Genomic DNA, 18620 nt, shown 5'->3' on the forward strand with positions numbered 1-18620 from the left:
TGGGGCAAAGGTAGGGATCTCTTTGCTCATCTGCTCAGCTTCGATCTGCTGAATGATTTTGTTGGTCATGCTGTGCTCCTAAGGTAAATCGTCTGACTTACCATCGATACGTTAACTATCGTCCCGCTCGCGAATGTATTCATCGAGCAGCTTCTTCTCTTCTCCAGAAAGTGAGCGACTTTCCAGAAGATCGACGCGTCGTTCATAGGTCCGCCCAAGGGACTGCTGTAAACGCCAACGCCGGATGTGTGCATGGTTGCCACTTAGCAACACGTCGGGAACACGCTGATCCGCATACACCTCAGGTCGGGTGTAGTGCGGGCAATCAAGCAGACCGTCGGTGAAGGAATCTTCCTCCGCCGAGTCCACATGCCCTAAAGCTCCGGGCAGCAGCCGCGTAACCGCATCGATCAGCACCATGGCCGGCAGCTCGCCCCCGGATAGCACATAGTCGCCAATCGACCACTCTTCATCGACATGAGCTTCAATGAAACGCTCGTCGATGCCTTCATAACGACCGGCGATCAGGATCAACGATTCCTGTTGCGCCAGGCCTTTGACCGCCTGCTGATCCAGCTTGCGGCCTTGTGGCGAAAGGTAGATCACCTTCGCCGCTGCTCCGGTCGCCTGCCTGGCATTCACCAGGGCGTCTTCCAGAGGCTTGATCTTCATCACCATGCCCGGACCACCGCCAAAAGGCCGATCATCCACCGTATGGTGGCGATCAGTGGTGTAGTCCCGCGGGTTCCAGCAGGTCACTTGCAGCAACCCCTGTTTGACCGCCCGGCTGGTAATGCCGTACTCGGTGATGGCCGAGAACATCTCGGGAAACAGCGTGATGACTTCTACGCGAAGGTTGCCCATCGGTTAAAAGTCCGCGTCCCATTCGACCCGCATCACGCCCGCTTCCAGGTCGATTGCCAGCACGCATTGCTCCGTATAGGGCAACAGCCGCTCGCGATCATCCAGGCTGCCTGCGCAAGGCTTGACCACCATTACATCGTTCGCGCCGGTCTCCAACAGGTGATCAACCGTGCCGAACAGCTGTTCGTCCTGGTTGATGACTTTCAGACCCGTCAACTGGTACCAGTAGTACTCGTCGCCAGGCAGGTTGGGCAAAAGGCTTCGCGAGATGCAAATCTCGTAACCGCTCAGAAGACGGGCTTCATCACGATCGTCGAGGCCTTTGAGCTTGGCGACCAGATCCTTGTGTGTGGAACGGCCACTGACCAGCTCGACCTGTTTCACCACGCCTTCGCGCCGAAGCGTCCAGTTGCGGTAATCCAACAGGTTTTCAATCGGATCGGTAAAGGAATACACCTTCACCTCGCCGCGAACGCCGTGAACCGAAAAAATCTTGCCGACGACGATCAGGTCGTCCGCTTTTTCTGGCGTCGCGCTCATACTATTCAGGCTGCAGCCTTGGCCGCTTCCTTCAGCAGCTGAGCAACACGCTCAGACGGCTGTGCGCCAACGCTCAACCAGTGAGCAACGCGATCTTCTTTAACGGACAGACGAACTTCCTGACCACGGGCGATCGGGTTGAAGAAGCCAACCTGCTCGATGTGGGAGCCGTCACGCGGGTTACGCGAGTCGGTTACGGTCAGTTGGTAGAATGGGCGCTTTTTGGAGCCGCCACGGGCAAGACGGATGGTTAGCATTGAACATCGTTCCTGTAGTCGGTGCTGCAAATCATGATGCACAGCGGGCACACGGGTACCCGAAAGGCCGCATATTCTCAAGGAATATACGGACTTTTGCAAATCCCTTTTTACCTTGGGCAAAAGGGCTGCCTGCTGATCTGCGTGATTGGCCGCCTTTATACAAGGCAGCGGTTTTCCCGCCAGGGCGGGTTCCGGTCATCGGCACGGTAGGCCGATGACCTGAATCGGGTTACATCTTCGGCATGCCGCCGCCAGGCATCATGCCGCCCAGGCCGCGCATCATCTTCGACATGCCGCCTTTGGTGGAGAATTTCTTCATCATTTTCTGCATCTGCTTGTGCTGCTTGATCAGGCGGCCGATGTCCTGCACCTGTGTGCCGGAACCCATGGCGATACGGCGTTTGCGCGAACCGCTGATCAGCTCAGGGTCGCGGCGCTCGGCCGGGGTCATGGAGTTGATGATCGCCTCCATCTGCTTGAACTGCTTCTCGGCCGCGCCCTGGGCATTGCCCATCTGCGACAGGTTGACCCCACCGATGCTCGGCAGCTTGTCCATCAGGCCACCGAGGCCGCCCATGTTCTTCATCTGCTGAAGCTGGTCGCGGAAGTCCTCGAGGTCGAAGCCCTTGCCCTTCTTGAGCTTCTTGGCGAGCTTGTCGGCCTTTTCCTTGTCGATGGTCTGCTCGGCCTGTTCGATCAGGCTGAGCACGTCACCCATGCCGAGGATCCGCGAGGCGATACGATCGGGGTGGAACGGCTCGAGCGCTTCGCTCTTCTCGCCCATGCCGATGAACTTGATCGGCTTGCCGGTGATCGCGCGCACCGACAGCGCCGCGCCGCCACGGGCGTCACCGTCGACCTTGGTGAGGATCACACCGGTCAGCGGCAGCGCATCGCCAAACGCCTTGGCCGTGTTGGCGGCGTCCTGGCCGGTCATGGCGTCGACCACGAACAGGGTTTCGACCGGCTTGACCGCAGCGTGCAGGTGCTTGATCTCGGCCATCATCTCGGCGTCGATGTGCAGGCGACCGGCGGTGTCGACGATGACCACGTCGATGAACTTGAGCTTGGCTTCGCGGATGGCCGCCTCGGCGATGGCCACCGGCTTCTGGCTGATATCGGACGGGAAGAACGTCACGCCGATGTCGCCCGCCAGGGTTTCGAGCTGCTTGATCGCCGCCGGACGGTAGACGTCGGCCGACACCACCATCACGGACTTTTTCTTGCGCTCTTTAAGGAAGCGCGCCAGCTTGCCCGCGGTGGTGGTCTTGCCCGCACCCTGCAGGCCGGCCATCAGCACCACCGCCGGTGGCGTGGCATTGAGCGCGAGGTCTTCGTTGGCCGCGCCCATCAGGCCTTCGAGCTCGGCCTGGACAATCTTGACGAATGCCTGGCCCGGGGTGAGGCTGCGCGAGACTTCGGTACCGACGGCGCGGTCCTTGACCTTGTTGACGAAATCCTTGACCACCGGGAGGGCGACATCGGCCTCGAGCAACGCCATGCGCACTTCGCGCAGGGTTTCCTTGATGTTGTCTTCGGTCAGCTTGGCCTTGCCGGTGACATGGCGCAGCGTCTGTGACAGGCGATCGGTCAGGTTTTCGAACATGGTGATCCTTTCAGGCTCCGTGAAGCCGGGGTTTGTCAGGCGCCCTGCGCCGCGACTCGGCAGGCCGTGGGCACGGCAAGCTGGCGATTATAACGAAGACTGTGGCGCGCGCACACCATGAGCACCGCCGCCGGTCTTCCTTGGCGCAGGCGTTCTATGCCAAACTCAGCCTCTTTAGGGTCTGCCTAACAGGACTTATGCTCTCCTTGTCACCCAGCCTGATCCCCAACCTGATCGCCGCCTGCCTCTACGCCGCCGCGACTTTCTATCAGGGCACCCGCCTGGCCAACGGCACCCGCGCCGACAAACGGCTGCTGGGCGTGCTTGGCGCGCTGGCGGTCGTCGCCCAGGGCACGGCCCTGTTCTGGCAACTGCTCACCCCGCTCGGACTGAGCCTGGACTTCTTCAGCGCGGCGAGCCTGATCGCCACGGCGGTCATCGCGCTCACGCTGCTGGCCTGCCTGCGCATCCCGGTGGAAAACTTGCTCCTGCTGCTCTTCCCGCTGGGCGCGGTCACCGCCCTGCTGTCACAGTTCGCGCCGCCTGGCACGGTGCCGCTGATCAACGAAGAGCCTGGCATCCTCGCGCACATCCTGCTGTCGATCCTGGCGTATGGGCTGTTCACCATTGCCGTGTTCCAGGCCCTGCTGCTGTTGCTCCAGGACCACCAGCTCAAGCACAAGCACCCGTCGGGCCTCATCCGTAATTTCCCGCCCTTGCAGACCATGGAAAGTCTGCTGTTCGGATTCCTCTGGGCGGGCTGGTGCCTGCTCTCGCTGTCGCTGATCTCCGGCTGGCTGTTCCTCGACAACCTGTTCGCCCAGCACCTGGTGCACAAGACCCTGCTGGCCTGCGTCGCCTGGGTGGTGTTCAGCGTACTGCTGTGGGGCCGCACCCGCCTGGGGTGGCGTGGCCACAAGGCAATCCGCTGGACCCTCGCCGGCTTCTGCCTGCTGATGCTTGCCTACTTTGGCAGCAAGCTGGTCCGTGAATTCATCCTGCACATCTGACGGCCCCCGACATGGATACCCTGCCGTTTGCCCCCTTGATCGGCACCCTGATACTGGCGCTGCTGTGGTCGATGCTGTTCAGCGCCGTGGATGCCGCGCGCCAGCAACTGATTGCCGCCGCGCGCAACGGCGACGCGCAGGAACCTGCTGTCGCCCCCCAGTCCCTGGTGCTCTGCGCAAGTCTGGGCAAGCTGCTGGTGCTCGGCCTGGCCTGCCTGATCGGCCAGCGCCACAGCGGCGAGCACGGCTTCTGGCTGGCGGGCCTGGCTGCCGGCGCGGCGCTCCTGGTGCTGGCCGACTACCTGCCGCGCCGCCTGGCCCGGCGTAATCCCCAGGCTCTCGTGAGCCTGGGGAACAGCTTGCTGAAACCGCCGTTGGTGCTGCTGCAACCGCTTGCCTGCCTGCTTGACGGCTGCGCCCGCCTGCTGATGCGTCCTTGGCGCACCCGGTCCGCACGCGTGGAGATGCGTGCGGAGCAGGCCGACGCCTACAACGGCGACGAACCGCGCGTCGAACTGCGGCCCGGCCTGATGGACGGCCTGCAGTCGCTGGACCGCATCACCGTCAACGACATCCTCGTCCCGCGCAGTGATGTCGACGGCATCAACCTCGACGACCCGATCGAGCTGATCATCGAGCAACTGATCATCAGCCGCCACACGCGCCTGCCGGTCTACCATGGCGATATCAACCAGGTCGAAGCGATCCTCAACACCAAGCTCATCAGCCACCTGCTGCCGCGTGCCGAGCTGAACCTGGAAAACCTCCACGCCGCCTGCTACGAGCCCTACTTCGTGCCCGAGAGCACGCCGCTGCAACTGCAGCTGCTCAACTTCCACAAGCAGCAGCGCCGCCTGGGCGTGGTGGTGGACGAATACGGCGAGGTGCTGGGCATCGTCACCCTCGAGGACATCCTCGAGGAAATCGTCGGCGAGTTCGAGGACGAGCACGGCATGGACAACCCGCACATCCATCCCCAGGCCGATGGCCGGTTCGTCATCGACGGCGCCGCCTCCCTGCGCGACCTCAACCGCAGCCTGGGCTGGCACCTGCCCTGCGACGGCGGGCCAAAGACGCTCAATGGCCTGGTCACCGAAGCGCTTGAAAGCATCCCGGCAACCGCCGTGTGCCTCAAGATCGGCCGCTACCGGATGGAAATCCTCGAAACCGAAGACAATTGTGCCAGCCGTGTACTGGTGTGGACCGTGACCCGATAGTTATACTCCGGTCACGCTTACCCAGCCCCGCCGTGTCGCCTGCTACCCGCACCTGGCGCCGCACGGCCAGTCCGCACGACTGACGCGCCGTTTTGTGGCCCTGCTTCACACCCCGATCAGTGCCCTCCTGCCCCTATCCCCCACGGGCATTCGTTCAGTCAGCGACCTACAACAATACGCTCCGGCGTCTGCGCGTCCGTGCCTGCCTGGGCCGTGCGCAGGCCATGCCCATGGAGCACCATGACTGTCAGGGACCTACGCATGACAACCAGCACCTCCTACGCCGATGCCACACCCGCGCCGGTCAACTCGCCCGCGCGGGTGGCCACCGCCAGCTTCATCGGCACCGCCATCGAGTTCTACGATTTCTACGTCTACGCCACCGCCGCGGCCCTGGTGATCGGCCCGGTGTTCTTCCCCTCGGGCTCCGGCACCGCGCAGATGCTCGCGGCGTTCATGACCTTCGGTATCGCCTTTCTGGCCCGGCCGCTGGGTTCGGCCCTGTTCGGCCACTTTGGCGATCGCATCGGGCGCAAGTCGACGCTGGTGGCGTCCTTGCTGCTGATGGGCGTCTCCACCACCCTGATCGGCGTGCTGCCAGGCTATGCCAGCATCGGCGTCTGGGCGCCAATCATTCTGTGTTTGCTGCGCTTCTGCCAGGGCCTGGGGCTCGGCGGTGAATGGGGCGGCGCCGCCCTGCTCGCCACCGAGAACGCCCCGCCCGGCAAACGCGCCTGGTTTGGCATGTTTCCCCAGCTGGGCCCGTCGATCGGCTTCCTGGCGGCCAACGGCCTGTTCCTCGGCCTGGCCATGGGCCTGACCGATGAGCAGTTCCGCGAGTGGGGCTGGCGCATTCCGTTCCTGCTGAGTGCCGCGCTGGTGCTGGTGGGGCTGTATGTGCGGCTCAAGCTTGAGGAAAGCCCGGTCTTCGCCAAGGCCGTGGCACGCCAGGAGCGGGTGAAGATGCCGGTGGTGGATGTCTTCGCCAAGCACTGGCGGCCGACCCTGCTGGGCGCCGCGGCGATGGTGGTTTGCTATGCGCTGTTCTACATCTCGACGGTGTTTTCGCTCAGCTATGGCGTCTCGACCTTGGGCTACAGCCGGGAGACGTTCCTGGGCCTGCTGTGCTTCGCGGTGGTCTTCATGGCCCTCGCCACGCCGCTTTCGGCCTGGCTCAGCGACCGCTACGGGCGCAAGCCGGTGCTGGTCGCCGGCGCCCTGCTGGCGGTGGCGTCGGGCTTCACCATGGAGCCGCTGCTGACCTCGGGATCGACCACCGGGGTGGCGCTGTTCCTGGCGATCGAGCTGTTCCTGATGGGCGTGACGTTCGCCCCTATGGGGGCGCTGCTGCCGGAGCTGTTCCCCACGCACGTGCGCTATACCGGGGCGTCGGCCGCGTACAACCTGGGCGGAATCGTCGGAGCCTCGGCAGCGCCGTTCTTTGCGCAGAAGCTGGTAAGCATGGGTGGGTTGAGCTGGGTGGGCGGGTATGTGTCGGCGGCAGCGGTGTTGAGCCTGGTGGCGGTGTTGTGCCTGAAGGAGACACGCGACACGGCGCTGTGATACACCCTGACTGCAAGGTCGCTCCTGTGGAGCGGCCTTGTGCCGCTCCACAGGATGGATGGATCAGAGCTCGACCTTCACCGACTGGGAAGCACGGGTCGCCTTGGCCCGGGCGGCTTCGATCGACTCGTCGCGTGCCAGGCATACGCCCATGCGGCGCTGGCCGTTGACCTCGGGCTTGCCGAACAGGCGGATCGCGGTATCCGGCTCGCTCAGCGCGGCGCCCAGGTTGGCGAACGCGGTCTGCTGCGATTGTCCTTCGACCAGGATCACCGCCGAGGCCGATGGCCCGAACTGGCGAACCACCGGAATCGGCAGCCCCAGAATCGCACGCGCATGCAGCGCGAACTGCGAGAGGTCCTGGGAGATCAGGGTCACCAGACCGGTGTCATGCGGGCGTGGCGAGACTTCGCTGAACCACACCTGATCGCCCTTGACGAACAACTCCACCCCGAACAGACCCCGGCCACCCAGCGCATCGGTGACCGCCTGGGCAACCCGCTCGGACTCGGCGAGCGCCTTGGGGCTCATGGCCTGGGGCTGCCAGGACTCCTGGTAGTCGCCCTTCTCCTGGCGGTGGCCGACCGGCGCGAGGAAGGTAGTGCCGCCGACGTGGCGCACGGTCAGCAGGGTGATCTCGTAGTCGAAGTCGATGAAGCCCTCGATGATGACCCGGCCCTTGCCCGCACGCCCGCCTTCCTGGGCGTAGTCCCACGCCTTGCGCAGGTCATCGGCGCCGCGCAGCAGGCTCTGGCCCTTGCCTGACGAACTCATCACTGGCTTGACCACGCACGGGTAACCCAGGTCCTCGATGGCCTTGCTGTAGTCTTCGAAGGTGTCGGCGAAGTGGTATGGCGAGGTGGGCAGGTCCAGTTCCTCGGCGGCCAGGCGACGGATCCCTTCGCGGTTCATGGTCAGCTGGGTGGCGCGGGCGGTGGGCACCACGGTGAAGCCTTCGTTTTCCAGCTCGACCAGGGTGGCGGTGGCGATGGCCTCGATTTCCGGAACGATGTAGTGCGGCTTTTCGGCCTCGATCACCGCGCGCAAGGCAGCACCGTCGAGCATGTTGACCACGTGGCTGCGGTGCGCGACCTGCATGGCGGGGGCATCGGCGTAGCGGTCCACGGCGATGACTTCGACGCCCAGGCGTTGCAGTTCGATCACCACTTCCTTGCCCAGCTCGCCACAGCCGCAGAGCAGTACACGGGTCGCGGTCGGCGACAATGGGGTTCCGATACGGGTCATCTCAGGTCCTCGAAGGCAATGCGGGGGGCTGGCCGGGGGGCGGGGCAGCCGTTGAAAGGGCGGGTAGTTTAGCAAAAAGAGGTGGGGGCTGGGTTGGGGGCTGGGGGCTGAGGGCGCTTTGGGTGGCGCTTTTGTTGGGTGAATATCCATTTGCGATGGTGGCGCTGAGTACGGTTTCGCCCTTACGGCGAGTCACTTTTGGCAGTCGCCCCAAAAGTAACCAAAAAGGCTTGCCCCTCCATTGGCCCTCCGCTTCGCTACGGGTCCCCTCCTTCCGGTGTCGCTACGGGGCTGCGCGGCCCTGCTCGCGCCTTCGGCTTCGCCGAAGGTGGGCTACGCCCACGCCCCTCCACGACACCTCCACTCGGCCGGCTGGAAAGGGGCGGTAGATCAAGATCAAAAGCAGATCAAAAGCAGATCAAGCAGCTTGAGCAGCTTGAGCACGATGCAGTCTTTGAGTTCGAAGATGCGTTTGTGCAGGCGCCGCCGCTAACTTGCGCCCCCTTTGACGGCCGAGTGGAGGTGTCGTGGAGGGGCGTGGGCGCAGCCCACCCGAGGCGAAGCCGAGGGCGCGAGCAGGGCCGCGCGGCACCGGAGCGGCACCGGAAGGAGGGGACCCGTAGCGAAGCGGAGGGCCGGAGGTGGGGGCGCCCGGTTTTGGTTACTTTTGCCACGACAAAAGTGACTCGCCGTAAAGGCGAAAAGCGATATCAGTGCCTACAACAAAACTGGATATCCACCCAACATAAGCGCCACTGCACCAACATCAACCCTACCCCACCAAAGCCCCCTTCCTCACCCGCCACGCCATCACCCCCCAAACCACCGTCACCCCGGCAAACTTCGAAGCCATCGCGGTCCCCACGACCACAGGCGTCAACGCCCCGATCATGCCAAAGAAGATAAAGGTATCGACAGGAATACTCAGCGCCGAACTCAGCCACAACCGATCCCGCAACGGCCGCCGGGTAACACTGAACACCACCCAGTCGATCAGCTCGGAAATGGCGAACGCCGTGGCGCTGGCCAGCGCGATGGCAGGCTCGGAAGTGACATACGACAACACCAGCGCCGCCAGCATCGCCGCCAAGGCGCCATGCCCGTACCGCGTCTGCACCATGTCACGCAGGATGAACACCAGCCCGCCCCACGCTGACCAGATCACGTCCAGGTGCGGGGCGCTGGAAAAGGCGAAGTTGATCAGCACTACGCTGCTGATATAGGCAACAAGAAAGAACATGGGGCATCAACCGTCGGACAAGCCGCACAGATTACTAAAGCCGCCGCCCCCGGCCAAGCGTCACTGGCACAGGATCAACCCTGCGGCGAGCGCCCGCTCATGGCACAAGCGCAACACGTCGCGCCGCTCGGGGTTGTCCATCCGCCCCCAGCGGGTGATCTCGGCCACCGTGCGCTGGCAACCGGTGCAGATGTCCTGCTCGTCCAGCGCGCAGATGCTGACGCAGGGCGAGGCGACCGGACGCTCGTCAAGGCTCATCCTCGGTCCTCCTGCGGCGCAAGGTCACGCGCATAGCGCTGGGCATTGTGCACATAGTGCGCGGCGCTGGCTTCGAGCATGCGCTTCTGGGCCTCGGTCAGCTCGCGCACCACCTTGCCGGGCGAGCCCACCACCAGCGAGCCGTCGGGGATCTCCTTGCCTTCGGGGATCAGCGCATTGGCGCCAATGATGCAGTGCTTGCCGATCCTGGCGCCGTTGAGCACCACCGCGTTGATCCCGATCAGGCTGTAGTCGCCCACGCTGCAGCCGTGCAGCATGGCGTTGTGGCCGATGGTCACGCCCTTGCCCAAGGTCAGCGGCGAGCCCATGTCGGTGTGCATCACGCTGCCATCCTGCACGTTGCTGTCCTCGCCGATGTCGATCAGCTCGTTGTCGCCGCGCAGCACGGCGCCGAACCAGACGCTGGCGCGCGCCTGCAGGCGTACCTTGCCGATCAGCGTGGCGTTGGGCGCGGTCCAGCTGGTGGGATGGGTCTCGACCCGCAGGTCGCCCAGGCGGTAGTTCATGCGATGCTCCTCAGGATACGGCGATGCAGGCGGGCTGGCCCCGCTCAAATATTGATGAAACGCTCGGGCGGCTGGTGCAGGCTGATGCGTGCGTCATACAGCAGGTTGACCAGCTCGACGATCATGATCGCCGACAGCCCCCAGATCTTGTACTCACCGAAGCGGTAGCTGGGCACGTACCAGCTGCGCCCTTGATAGTCGATCCGGTGGGTGTGGTCACGCGGGTCCTGGCGGAAAAACGCCAGCGGGACAGTGAACACCGCGGCGATTTCCGCGTCATTCGGCCGGTATTCGACGTAGTCGGGAATCAGCCCGACGAACGGTGTCACCTTCAGGCCGTGCAGCGAGATCAGTGGACTGAGCGGCCCGAGCACCTCGACCAGCCCCGGCGGCAGGCCGATTTCTTCCTCGGCTTCACGCAGGGCGGTGAACACCAGGTCGGGATCTTCAGGGTCCCGGCGCCCTCCGGGGAACGCCACCTCGCCGCCATGGGTGGAAAGGCCTTGGGCACGCAGGGTCAATACCAGCTCGGGTTCATCGCTGCGAGTGATGGGCAACAGCACCGCGGCTTCGGGAAAACGGCGATCGCCCTCCAGCGGAGCCGGGGTATGGTTGCTCATTCGGCGAAGAAGCTCGTCCAGCATTACGCACTCTCGATTCCAGGGCCTGCCCTGCATGATGCACCAAAGCCGCGAGGCGCCCAAGTCCTGCTTGGAAGCTGCTTGCGGGACGACCGCCCGGCACGCCAAGATAGCCCGACACTACAGGAAGCAAAGCATGAAATTCTGCAGCGCGTGCGGCCAGCCAGTGATCCAGCGCATTCCCGAGGGCGACAGCCGCCTGCGGTTCGTGTGCGAGCACTGCCATACCATTCATTACCAGAACCCCAACATCGTCGCTGGCGTGTTGCCCATCTGGGGCAGCCAGGTGCTGCTGTGCCGGCGCGCCATCGAGCCGCGACGGGGCTACTGGACCCTGCCGGCCGGTTTCATGGAAAACGGCGAGACCATGGAGCAAGCCGCTCGTCGCGAAACCGTCGAGGAAGCCTGCGCGCGGGTGGGGGCCATGAGCCTGTATCACTTGTACGACTTGCCGCACATCAACCAGGTGCATGTGTTCTTCCGCGCCGAACTCGCCGACCTGGACTTTGCCGTGGGCGTCGAGAGCCTGGAGGTCAGGTTGTTCGAGGAAAACCAGATCCCGTGGGGCGAGCTGGCTTTCCGCACCGTCGCGCGTACCCTAGAATGCTACTACCGCGACCGCATCGGGCAGCATTACCCCATTGGCAATGAATACATGCCGCCGATGAACGTCTCGTCGTCCCATTCCTAAGTCTTCGGGGTCCCGATTTCATGCGCTGGTTGCTTGCCCTTTTCTGCCTTGCCGTGGCTTCGGTGTCCCAGGCGGCCTTCACCGAAACCATCATCCGCAAGCCCGTGGACGCGCAGCAGCCAGGCACCACGCGCATGTCGAGCATCGACAAGGTGCTGGTGATCAAGTCCGAGCGCCGCCTGCAGCTGATAAGCCGGGGCGAGCCGCTCAAGACCTACCGCATCTCCCTGGGCAAGCAGCCCTTGGGCGCCAAGCAGCGCGAGGGCGACAAGCGCACCCCAGAGGGCTTCTACTGGCTCGACTGGCGCAAGGTGAGCGATCGCTACAACCTGGCCATGCACGTCTCCTACCCCAACATCAGCGACTCGGCCCAGGCGCGCCGCGAGGGCATCGAGCCGGGCGGGATGATCATGATCCACGGCACCCCGCTGAACGAGGAGTACCCCGAATGGTACTTCCACACCCTGGACTGGACCGAAGGCTGCATCGCCATGCGCAACGACGACATGCGTGAGGTCTGGAGCCTGGTCAAGGACGGCACGATGATCGAGATCCGTCCCTGAGGTCCTACGCTTCCGCTGTAGGCTGTCAGAAACGCCCTACCTTCCAAGCATCCCTCGCCGACAGACAAGTCGGCGCGGGACCGCATCCAAACGAACCCCGGCATTTTTAGAATCCACGCAGACGAGTAGTTCACTCGTGCAGCCTGCGGGATTTCATGATGCCCAAGATACCTTCGCACCGCTTCCACTGCCTGTTGCTGGGCCTGATGCTGGCGCCGCTGGCCATCGCCGACGACCCTGCCAGCCGGCAGTTGCGTGACCAGCGACAGCAGTTGCAACGCTTCGACCACGAACAGCGCGTGCGCCAGTGGGAGCACCGAGGCCGGCTTGTCGAAGACCAGGACGTGCCACCGCCGGTGGCGAGCACCGCATGCTGGCAGGTATCAGGCGTGCGCCTGTCGGGCCACCGTGTGCTCTCGGCGCAGGTGCTTGACGGAGCAGTGCAACCGCAGCTGAAACCGTGCATGGGCGTGGCTGACATCAACCGCCTGCTCAAGGCCATCACCCAGCGCTATGTGCAGGCAGGCTACCCGGCCAGTCGCCCGCTGCTGGCACGACGGCCCACGCCCGGCGCGCCGCTGGACATCCGGATTGTCGAGGGCTTTGTCGAATCCGTCGAATTGGCGGACCCGTCGCAGCCGTTGTCCATGCGCGGGGCGTTTCCCGGACTGGTCGGCGACCCGCTGCGCTTGCCGGACCTGGAACAGGGGCTCGACCAGCTCAACCGGCTGGCGGCTTTCGACGTCACCGCCGACGTGCGACCTGGGGAGATGCAAGGCGGCACGCGGGTCATCGTGCAGCCTCGACAGGTGGCGCGGCGCTGGCGCCTTGGCACCACCTACGACAACCCCGGCAGCGAGTCCCTGGGTGCGCACCGCCTGGTGTCCACCGCGATCGTCGACAGCCCGTTCGGACAGAACGGCCTGCTCAGCCTGGGGTACACGAAGGCCGCTGGAGACGCCCTGGGCAGCAGCGGCGGCCCTTCCTTTCACTACGATGTGCCCTACGGCCCGTGGAGCTTCGCACTCAACGCCGTTCACTTCAGCAACCAGGCCAGCACCCCGGAAAAGCTTCACACCTACGACAGCAAGACGCGCTTCTACCAGCTGAACGTGGAGCGCGCCCTGTGGCGCAATCAGCAAGGGATGCTCAGCACCCTCGCGCGGCTGGATCACAAGCGGTTGCTCAGCAGCTTCGACAACGCGCCGATAGCGAACCAGAGCCCGACCCTCACCAGCGTCGAACTGGGCGTCAACCTGCTCTGGCTGGAAGGGGGTCTGTGGAATGCCTACATGGGGGTCGCGCAAGGCGTGGACTGGTTCGGTGCGGACCGCGAGCCGCCAGGCAGCGCTGCCTTCAAACCCCTGCACCGCACCTACCGCGCCAACCTGTTTCATCTGCGCCAAGGCCCCTCCCGCCACCCCTGGCGCTGGCAGAGCGAGCTCAATGTTCAGTACAGCACCGACGACCTGCCTGGCACCGAACAGTTGGCTCTCAATGGCGACCATACCGTGCGTGGCTTTCGTGAGCGGTTCTACACGGGCTCCACGGGCGCCGTATGGCGCAATACCCTCAGCTATCCCCTGCCCTTTTCCTGGCCAGCCAACTTCGAGCTGCGCCCTCACCTGGGCCTGGATCACGGCCGCACCCGCTCAGCCGAAAAAGTCCCGGCTCATCGCCTGACCGGCGCGACGCTCGGCCTGAACCTCACCTTCCCCGGCAACCACATCCGCCTCGACTACCAGCACCCGCTCCACGCCAGCGGCATGCGCCGCCAGGACCTGGAGCCGGGTTACTGGGTCGTGCGCTGGGCACTGACGATCTGATTCACCACAACAAGAGCGAAAAAACCTGTGAAAACCACCCTGCACTCTCCCCGTCTGCGTCCCGACGCCCTGCGCTGGGCCATCTTTGTCAGCCTGCTGGCACCCCCCGCCGCAATCGCCAATGGCCTCACCCCCGCCTCAGGGCCCGGCGGCACCCCCCTCATCAACAACGGCCACGGCGTCCCGGTGATCGACATTGTCGCCCCCAACGCAAACGGCCTCTCGCACAACCAGTTCCTTGACTACAACGTCGGCCGCCCGGGCGTGGTGCTCAACAACGCCACCGCCACCGGCCAGTCCCAGCTGGCCGGTGCGTTGTCCGCCAACCCGCAGTTCCAGGGCCAGGCCGCCTCGACCATCCTCAACGAAGTCATCAGCCGCAACGCCTCGCTGATCGAAGGCCCACAGGAGATCTTCGGCCGCCCTGCCGACTACGTGCTGGCCAACCCCAACGGCATCACCCTCAACGGCGGCAGCTTCATCAACACCACCCGCGCCGGGTTCCTGGTCGGCACGCCGGATATCCAGGACCAGCAACTCAAGCACCTCGACACCCTTGAAGCAGCGGGCTCGCTGCTGGTGCTCAAGGGCGGCCAGAGCAACCTCGAGGGCGCACTCGACCTGATCGCCCCGCGCATTGAAAGCCTGGGCCCGCTCGAGGCCCGGGACGACCTGACGCTGACCGCCGGCCTGAACCGTGTCGAGGCCGCCAGCGGCGAAGTGCTGCATCACCTGCCGGGCACCGCGGGCACCCTGGATGCCAGCCTGTTCGGCGCCATGCGCGCCGGGCGTATCCGCATCCACAGCACCGCCGAGGGCGCTGGCGTGCGCATCGGCGCGACCACGCTGCATGCGCGTGATGGCATCGACATTCGCTCGGGAGGCAGTCTGGCCGTTGGCGGCACTGGCAGTCGTCAGGCACGATTGCTGAGCGATCGCGGCACGCTTTCGCTGACGGCCCGTGATGGGCTCTCCCTGAGTGCTACGACAGGCAAGGCCGACCGTATCGAAGCACAGGCAGGCAAGGACTTGCGGCTCACCCCACAGATGCGTGAAAAGATCAAGCGCCAGAACGAGGACTGGGACAGCCAATGGCTGTTCGTGACGACCGAAACCTATGAACGGGACCGCACCCAGACCGACCAGCGCCAGCTGGGCAGCGAACTGCACGCCAGCGGCGACATCGCCTTGCGCTCGGGCGAGAACACCTTGATCAAAGGCTCCCAGGTCGAGGCTGGCGGCACGCTGTCGGTCGACAGCGGCGGCGCCGTGGACATCGTCGCTGCCGTCGACAGCACCCAAGTGAAGGAGCAGGTCCGTCACCGCAAGCACCTGTGGCGCGGCGACCGGGATTCCAGCAGCTACCAAGAAACGGCCGTCGGCAGCGGCCTGCGCGGCGAACGCGTCGACCTCAAGGCCGAGGGCGACCTCAAGATCGCCGGCAGCCGTGTCGAGAGCCGTGCCGACATGGCTCTCAAGGCCAGGGAGATCGAGGTCGGCACGGTCTCGCTCAAACGCGAGGGGAGCGTTCGTGACTACCGAGGCGATCTGGTCTCCGGCACGTTCTTCGGCGATCGCCAAGGCAATGACAGTCAGGGTGACGAGGTCCAGGGCAGCAGCATCCAGTCGGGCGGCACACTCGACATCACTGCCGAACAGATGCGCATCAAGGGCAGCAACGTGCACAGCGAGTCAGACGGTGTGTTGTACAGCAGCAAAGGGTTGCTGGCGCTGGAGTCGGCGCAAGGCAGCTCAAGCGTCCAGCAGCGTGACAGCGACAGCAAGCTGTTCGGCCTGATCGGCAGCAAGCGCGAGCACACCACCCGTGAGCGCCAGGTGCTGGTCACCGACGTCACCTCCAGCACCAACCTGCGCCTGGCCAGCGCCGAGGAGATGCAGCTTCACGGCGCCAAGGTCTCCGCCGGGCAGGCCTTGCAGTTGCAGGCGGAAAAGGACATCAGCATCGCCAGCGCCGAAGGCAGCCGCGACAGCCAGACCCTGACCCAGACCCGCGGGCTGAGCGCCAAGGCCGCGCAGACCCAGGACGCCCAGGACGGCAAGCCCGATTCACGGCAGTTCACCGCCAGCGTCGGCTATCAGGTGGACCAGAAGACCAGCAATACCGGGCAACGCACCCAAACCGCCAGCGAACTCGACGGCGCGACGGTCAGCATCAGCACAGGCAGCGCTCTGGAAATCAACGGCTCGAAGGTCAACGCACGCGAGGGCGACCTCGACATCAAGGCCGAGCGCGTCACCCTCGGCGCCACCCGCAACGAACAACAGTCGCAGACACGGACCACCGACAGCGGCGGCGGCCTGGCCGTCAGCGGCGGCATCGACCGGATCGGCAGCGCCTTCGAAGGCCACCACAACCGCCACCAGGTGCGCGAAAAAACCTCGACCGCCCAGCGCACCGAGCTTGGCGCCAGCGGCGACCTGAAGATCACCGCCCGCGAGGTGATCAGCGACGCCGCGCGCACCCAGGCAGGCAAGCAGTTGCTGGTCGATGCCGAGCGTATCGATAACCGCGCGGTGCACGATACCCATGAGCGCGAGGAAAGCACCGACAACTGGCGCGGCAACCTCGGCGCGAGCGTCGAGTACCGCGGCCTCACCCGCCCCATCGAGAGCCTGGTGCTGGGCCAGGAAGCCGCGCGCTTCCAGCAAGGCTCGGTGGAAGATGCGCTGGCGGCGCCCAGCGTCGGCGCCGACCTTGCCCTCGTGCATGTCGAGCGCACGGCCACCGACAGCCGCAGCACCGCGCAGGTCACCGAGCTGACAGGCGCGACGGTGCACGCCCAGGCGCCAGTCATCAACGACGAAGGCACCGCCTACCGCGCGAGCGCCGAAACGCTGCGGATCGACGCCGACAGCCACACCCTGCTGGCCGCTCGGGATAGCCAGACCAGCAGCCTGCAACGCCTGGACTACGAGGGCGACCTGCGGGTCGACACCAACACCGGCACCGACGTCAATGCGCGCCTGGCGGGCAAGGGCGGCTCGCTTGCCACCAGCAAGGTCCAGGAAACCGCCCGCCCCGGCAGCCTGTATGGGCAGACGGGCATCCAGGTGCAACTGGGCAGCGATGGTCTGTACGAGGGCACGCGCATTGACGGCGGGGACGGCAAGGTACTGATCTCGAGCAAGGGTGACCTGAAGCTGCCCCAGGCCAACGACAGCCAGCACACGCTGGAGCGCGCGCTGGACGGCAGCGGCTGGGCCAAGGGTGGCAACAGCCCGACCGGCACGGGGCTGGAGGCGCGCGGGTACCTCGATCAGCGCATCCGGGATACCGTCGACACCCAGGCGCGGGTCGCGCAGATCGATGCCAAGGGTGAGGTCAGCCTGCACAGCGGCGGTGACCTGTTGCTCGAAGGCACGCGCATCGGCGGGCGTACCGCCAAGGCTGGCGACATCAGCCTCGACAGTGACGGCCTGCTACAGGTCAAGGCAGCCAGCGATACCCACAAGGCCAACGGCAGCACGCTGGGCGGCGGGCTGGAGATCGGCGCCAGGCACGGTGACGCCAACAGCGGCAGTCTGGGCGGACATTTCGAGACGGGCAAGGTCAACGAGAACGACGCCACCGCCAGCAACGCCAGCTTCACCTCGTCGGGCACACTGAGCGTGGCCAGCCAGGCGCGTGACGACCAGGCCATCGATGTCCAGGGGCTCGACGCCGCCGCCACGCACATCAGCCTGAAGGCCGAGAACGGCGGCATCCTGGTCGCGTCATCGAGCAACAGCGAGCACCACGACAACCTCGAGGTGGCCGCCGGCGCCGGCTTCAACATGACCCGCGCGGCAACGGCCGACGCCAGCACCCAGGGCCTGCACGGACGGGTTCAGCTGGCCATGGACCGGCGTGACAACCTGACCCACAACCCGAGCCAGCTGCGCGCCGACCAGGTGTCCTTCAACAGCCTGGGCGACACGCGCATCGAAGGCGTGCGGGTCGAGGCCGACCGCATCGAAGGCCAGGTGGGCGGTGACCTGCGGGTCGCAAGCCGCAAGGACAGCGTCGACAGCCTCACCCTCAAGGTCGATGGCCGCCTGAGCAAGGAGACCAATCCGCAGGGTTACCTCAATGCGACCAAGGCGCTCGCCGGCCCGGCAGGCGGCAAGGTCGGCGACAAGGCAGGCGCGGCGCTGAGCAAGGTCGAGCCTGGCCTGTCGCCGACCTTCACCCTCGACCTGTCGCACCGACAGAACGACAGCGTCGCCAGCCAGAGCGTGCTCAAGGGTCATCAGGGCATCGATCTGCAGGTCGCGGGCGACACCCGCCTGACCGGCGCCACGCTGTTGTCGGGCGCGGGCAGCGTCGAGCTCGGCGGCAGCACGGTCAGCCAGCAGACGCTCGGCGGGCGCGACTACCGGCGAGACGTGGCGATCGATGCCTCGAACGCGCCGGTCGACCTCGGCACTGCTGTGCTCAACGGCATCAGGCACAGCGGCGCCAGCAGCGGCGAGAACCCGCTCGACCTGGGCCTGCTGAAGACCAGTGGCCATGACCGCAGGGAGCAGTGGAGTGCCGGTATCCAGCAAAAGACGCCGTCCCAGCCGTAA

General features: G+C 65.2%; 16 protein-coding genes and 1 pseudogene. 7 read left to right on the plus strand and 10 right to left on the minus strand.

Annotated features, from left to right (window positions below; translation table 11 throughout):
- From VJS90_RS05505 to ffh, 5 genes and pseudogenes are all read right to left on the minus strand, one after another.
- Positions 1 to 69 (minus strand): annotated as a pseudogene (locus VJS90_RS05505) (50S ribosomal protein L19); the annotation flags it as partial.
- A 42-nt stretch (positions 70 to 111) separates the two neighbouring features.
- Entirely contained in the window at positions 112 to 864 is a 753-nt protein-coding gene (gene trmD / locus VJS90_RS05510; protein ID WP_324119828.1) for a tRNA (guanosine(37)-N1)-methyltransferase TrmD, read from the minus strand.
- Between the two features lie 3 nt (positions 865 to 867).
- Entirely contained in the window at positions 868 to 1404 is a 537-nt protein-coding gene (gene rimM, locus VJS90_RS05515) for a ribosome maturation factor RimM (RefSeq protein ID WP_324119830.1), read from the minus strand.
- Between the two features lie 5 nt (positions 1405 to 1409).
- Complete coding sequence (gene rpsP / locus VJS90_RS05520; protein WP_158459523.1) at positions 1410 to 1661, minus strand: 30S ribosomal protein S16; 252 nt, start codon at positions 1659 to 1661, stop codon at positions 1410 to 1412.
- Positions 1662 to 1893: 232 nt separating this feature from the next.
- Positions 1894 to 3270 (minus strand): signal recognition particle protein, encoded by a 1377-nt coding sequence (ffh, locus tag VJS90_RS05525; RefSeq protein WP_324119834.1) that lies wholly within the window; start codon positions 3268 to 3270, stop codon positions 1894 to 1896.
- A gap of 197 nt (positions 3271 to 3467) precedes the next feature.
- Here ffh and VJS90_RS05530 point away from each other — a divergent pair, with 197 nt between their 5' ends.
- The 3 genes from VJS90_RS05530 to VJS90_RS05540 all read left to right on the plus strand — a co-directional run bounded on the left by VJS90_RS05530 (position 3468) and on the right by VJS90_RS05540 (position 7060).
- Complete coding sequence (locus tag VJS90_RS05530; protein WP_414704896.1) at positions 3468 to 4280, plus strand: cytochrome C assembly family protein; 813 nt, start codon at positions 3468 to 3470, stop codon at positions 4278 to 4280.
- An 11-nt stretch (positions 4281 to 4291) separates the two neighbouring features.
- On the plus strand, positions 4292 to 5497 hold the full coding sequence (locus tag VJS90_RS05535; protein WP_324119838.1) for a transporter associated domain-containing protein: 1206 nt from the start codon (positions 4292 to 4294) through the stop codon (positions 5495 to 5497).
- Positions 5498 to 5758: 261 nt separating this feature from the next.
- A complete protein-coding gene (locus tag VJS90_RS05540) occupies positions 5759 to 7060 on the plus strand; it encodes an MFS transporter (protein WP_324119840.1) in 1302 nt (433 codons plus the stop codon).
- A gap of 63 nt (positions 7061 to 7123) precedes the next feature.
- Here VJS90_RS05540 and purT read toward each other — a convergent pair whose 3' ends face one another.
- The 5 genes from purT to VJS90_RS05565 form a co-directional block, all read right to left on the minus strand.
- Positions 7124 to 8305, minus strand: coding sequence for a formate-dependent phosphoribosylglycinamide formyltransferase (gene purT / locus VJS90_RS05545; RefSeq protein WP_324119842.1), 1182 nt, complete (start codon positions 8303 to 8305; stop codon positions 7124 to 7126).
- 772 nt (positions 8306 to 9077) lie between these two features.
- A complete protein-coding gene (locus VJS90_RS05550) occupies positions 9078 to 9545 on the minus strand; it encodes a VUT family protein (protein WP_324119845.1) in 468 nt (155 codons plus the stop codon).
- 60 nt (positions 9546 to 9605) lie between these two features.
- A complete protein-coding gene (locus VJS90_RS05555) occupies positions 9606 to 9803 on the minus strand; it encodes a DUF1289 domain-containing protein (protein ID WP_324119847.1) in 198 nt (65 codons plus the stop codon).
- Positions 9800 to 10330 carry a gamma carbonic anhydrase family protein gene (locus tag VJS90_RS05560; RefSeq protein WP_324119848.1) on the minus strand — a complete coding sequence of 177 codons (531 nt, stop codon included), beginning with the start codon at positions 10328 to 10330 and terminating at the stop codon, positions 9800 to 9802. Before VJS90_RS05560 ends, VJS90_RS05555 begins: the two co-directional genes overlap by 4 nt.
- A 44-nt stretch (positions 10331 to 10374) precedes the next feature.
- The gene (locus tag VJS90_RS05565; RefSeq protein WP_324119850.1) at positions 10375 to 10974 is read right to left on the minus strand and encodes a CoA pyrophosphatase; all 600 of its coding nucleotides are present in this window, start codon (positions 10972 to 10974) and stop codon (positions 10375 to 10377) included.
- Between the two features lie 133 nt (positions 10975 to 11107).
- Between VJS90_RS05565 and VJS90_RS05570 the strand changes: the two genes are divergently transcribed.
- The 4 genes from VJS90_RS05570 (at position 11108) to VJS90_RS05585 (ending at position 18620) form a co-directional block, all read left to right on the plus strand.
- Positions 11108 to 11662, plus strand: a complete 555-nt coding sequence (locus VJS90_RS05570) for an NUDIX hydrolase (RefSeq protein ID WP_324119852.1) — start codon at positions 11108 to 11110, stop codon at positions 11660 to 11662.
- 20 nt (positions 11663 to 11682) lie between these two features.
- The gene (locus VJS90_RS05575; RefSeq protein WP_324119854.1) at positions 11683 to 12225 is read left to right on the plus strand and encodes a L,D-transpeptidase family protein; all 543 of its coding nucleotides are present in this window, start codon (positions 11683 to 11685) and stop codon (positions 12223 to 12225) included.
- 158 nt (positions 12226 to 12383) lie between these two features.
- The gene (locus VJS90_RS05580; protein WP_324119856.1) at positions 12384 to 14051 is read left to right on the plus strand and encodes a ShlB/FhaC/HecB family hemolysin secretion/activation protein; all 1668 of its coding nucleotides are present in this window, start codon (positions 12384 to 12386) and stop codon (positions 14049 to 14051) included.
- A gap of 27 nt (positions 14052 to 14078) precedes the next feature.
- A complete protein-coding gene (locus VJS90_RS05585) occupies positions 14079 to 18620 on the plus strand; it encodes a hemagglutinin repeat-containing protein (RefSeq protein WP_324119858.1) in 4542 nt (1513 codons plus the stop codon).

This window comes from Pseudomonas sp. (assembly GCF_035277045.1).
Taxonomy (GTDB): Bacteria; Pseudomonadota; Gammaproteobacteria; order Pseudomonadales; family Pseudomonadaceae; genus Aquipseudomonas.

Coding starts and splice junctions, on each gene's coding strand:
- trmD (WP_324119828.1), bottom strand. CDS start 864: ATGGGCAACCTTCGCGTAGAAGTCATCACGCTGTTTCCCGAGATGTTC.
- rimM (WP_324119830.1), bottom strand. CDS start 1,404: ATGAGCGCGACGCCAGAAAAAGCGGACGACCTGATCGTCGTCGGCAAG.
- rpsP (WP_158459523.1), bottom strand. CDS start 1,661: ATGCTAACCATCCGTCTTGCCCGTGGCGGCTCCAAAAAGCGCCCATTC.
- ffh (WP_324119834.1), bottom strand. CDS start 3,270: ATGTTCGAAAACCTGACCGATCGCCTGTCACAGACGCTGCGCCATGTC.
- VJS90_RS05530 (WP_414704896.1), top strand. CDS start 3,468: ATGCTCTCCTTGTCACCCAGCCTGATCCCCAACCTGATCGCCGCCTGC.
- VJS90_RS05535 (WP_324119838.1), top strand. CDS start 4,292: ATGGATACCCTGCCGTTTGCCCCCTTGATCGGCACCCTGATACTGGCG.
- VJS90_RS05540 (WP_324119840.1), top strand. CDS start 5,759: ATGACAACCAGCACCTCCTACGCCGATGCCACACCCGCGCCGGTCAAC.
- purT (WP_324119842.1), bottom strand. CDS start 8,305: ATGACCCGTATCGGAACCCCATTGTCGCCGACCGCGACCCGTGTACTG.
- VJS90_RS05550 (WP_324119845.1), bottom strand. CDS start 9,545: ATGTTCTTTCTTGTTGCCTATATCAGCAGCGTAGTGCTGATCAACTTC.
- VJS90_RS05555 (WP_324119847.1), bottom strand. CDS start 9,803: ATGAGCCTTGACGAGCGTCCGGTCGCCTCGCCCTGCGTCAGCATCTGC.
- VJS90_RS05560 (WP_324119848.1), bottom strand. CDS start 10,330: ATGAACTACCGCCTGGGCGACCTGCGGGTCGAGACCCATCCCACCAGC.
- VJS90_RS05565 (WP_324119850.1), bottom strand. CDS start 10,974: ATGCTGGACGAGCTTCTTCGCCGAATGAGCAACCATACCCCGGCTCCG.
- VJS90_RS05570 (WP_324119852.1), top strand. CDS start 11,108: ATGAAATTCTGCAGCGCGTGCGGCCAGCCAGTGATCCAGCGCATTCCC.
- VJS90_RS05575 (WP_324119854.1), top strand. CDS start 11,683: ATGCGCTGGTTGCTTGCCCTTTTCTGCCTTGCCGTGGCTTCGGTGTCC.
- VJS90_RS05580 (WP_324119856.1), top strand. CDS start 12,384: ATGCCCAAGATACCTTCGCACCGCTTCCACTGCCTGTTGCTGGGCCTG.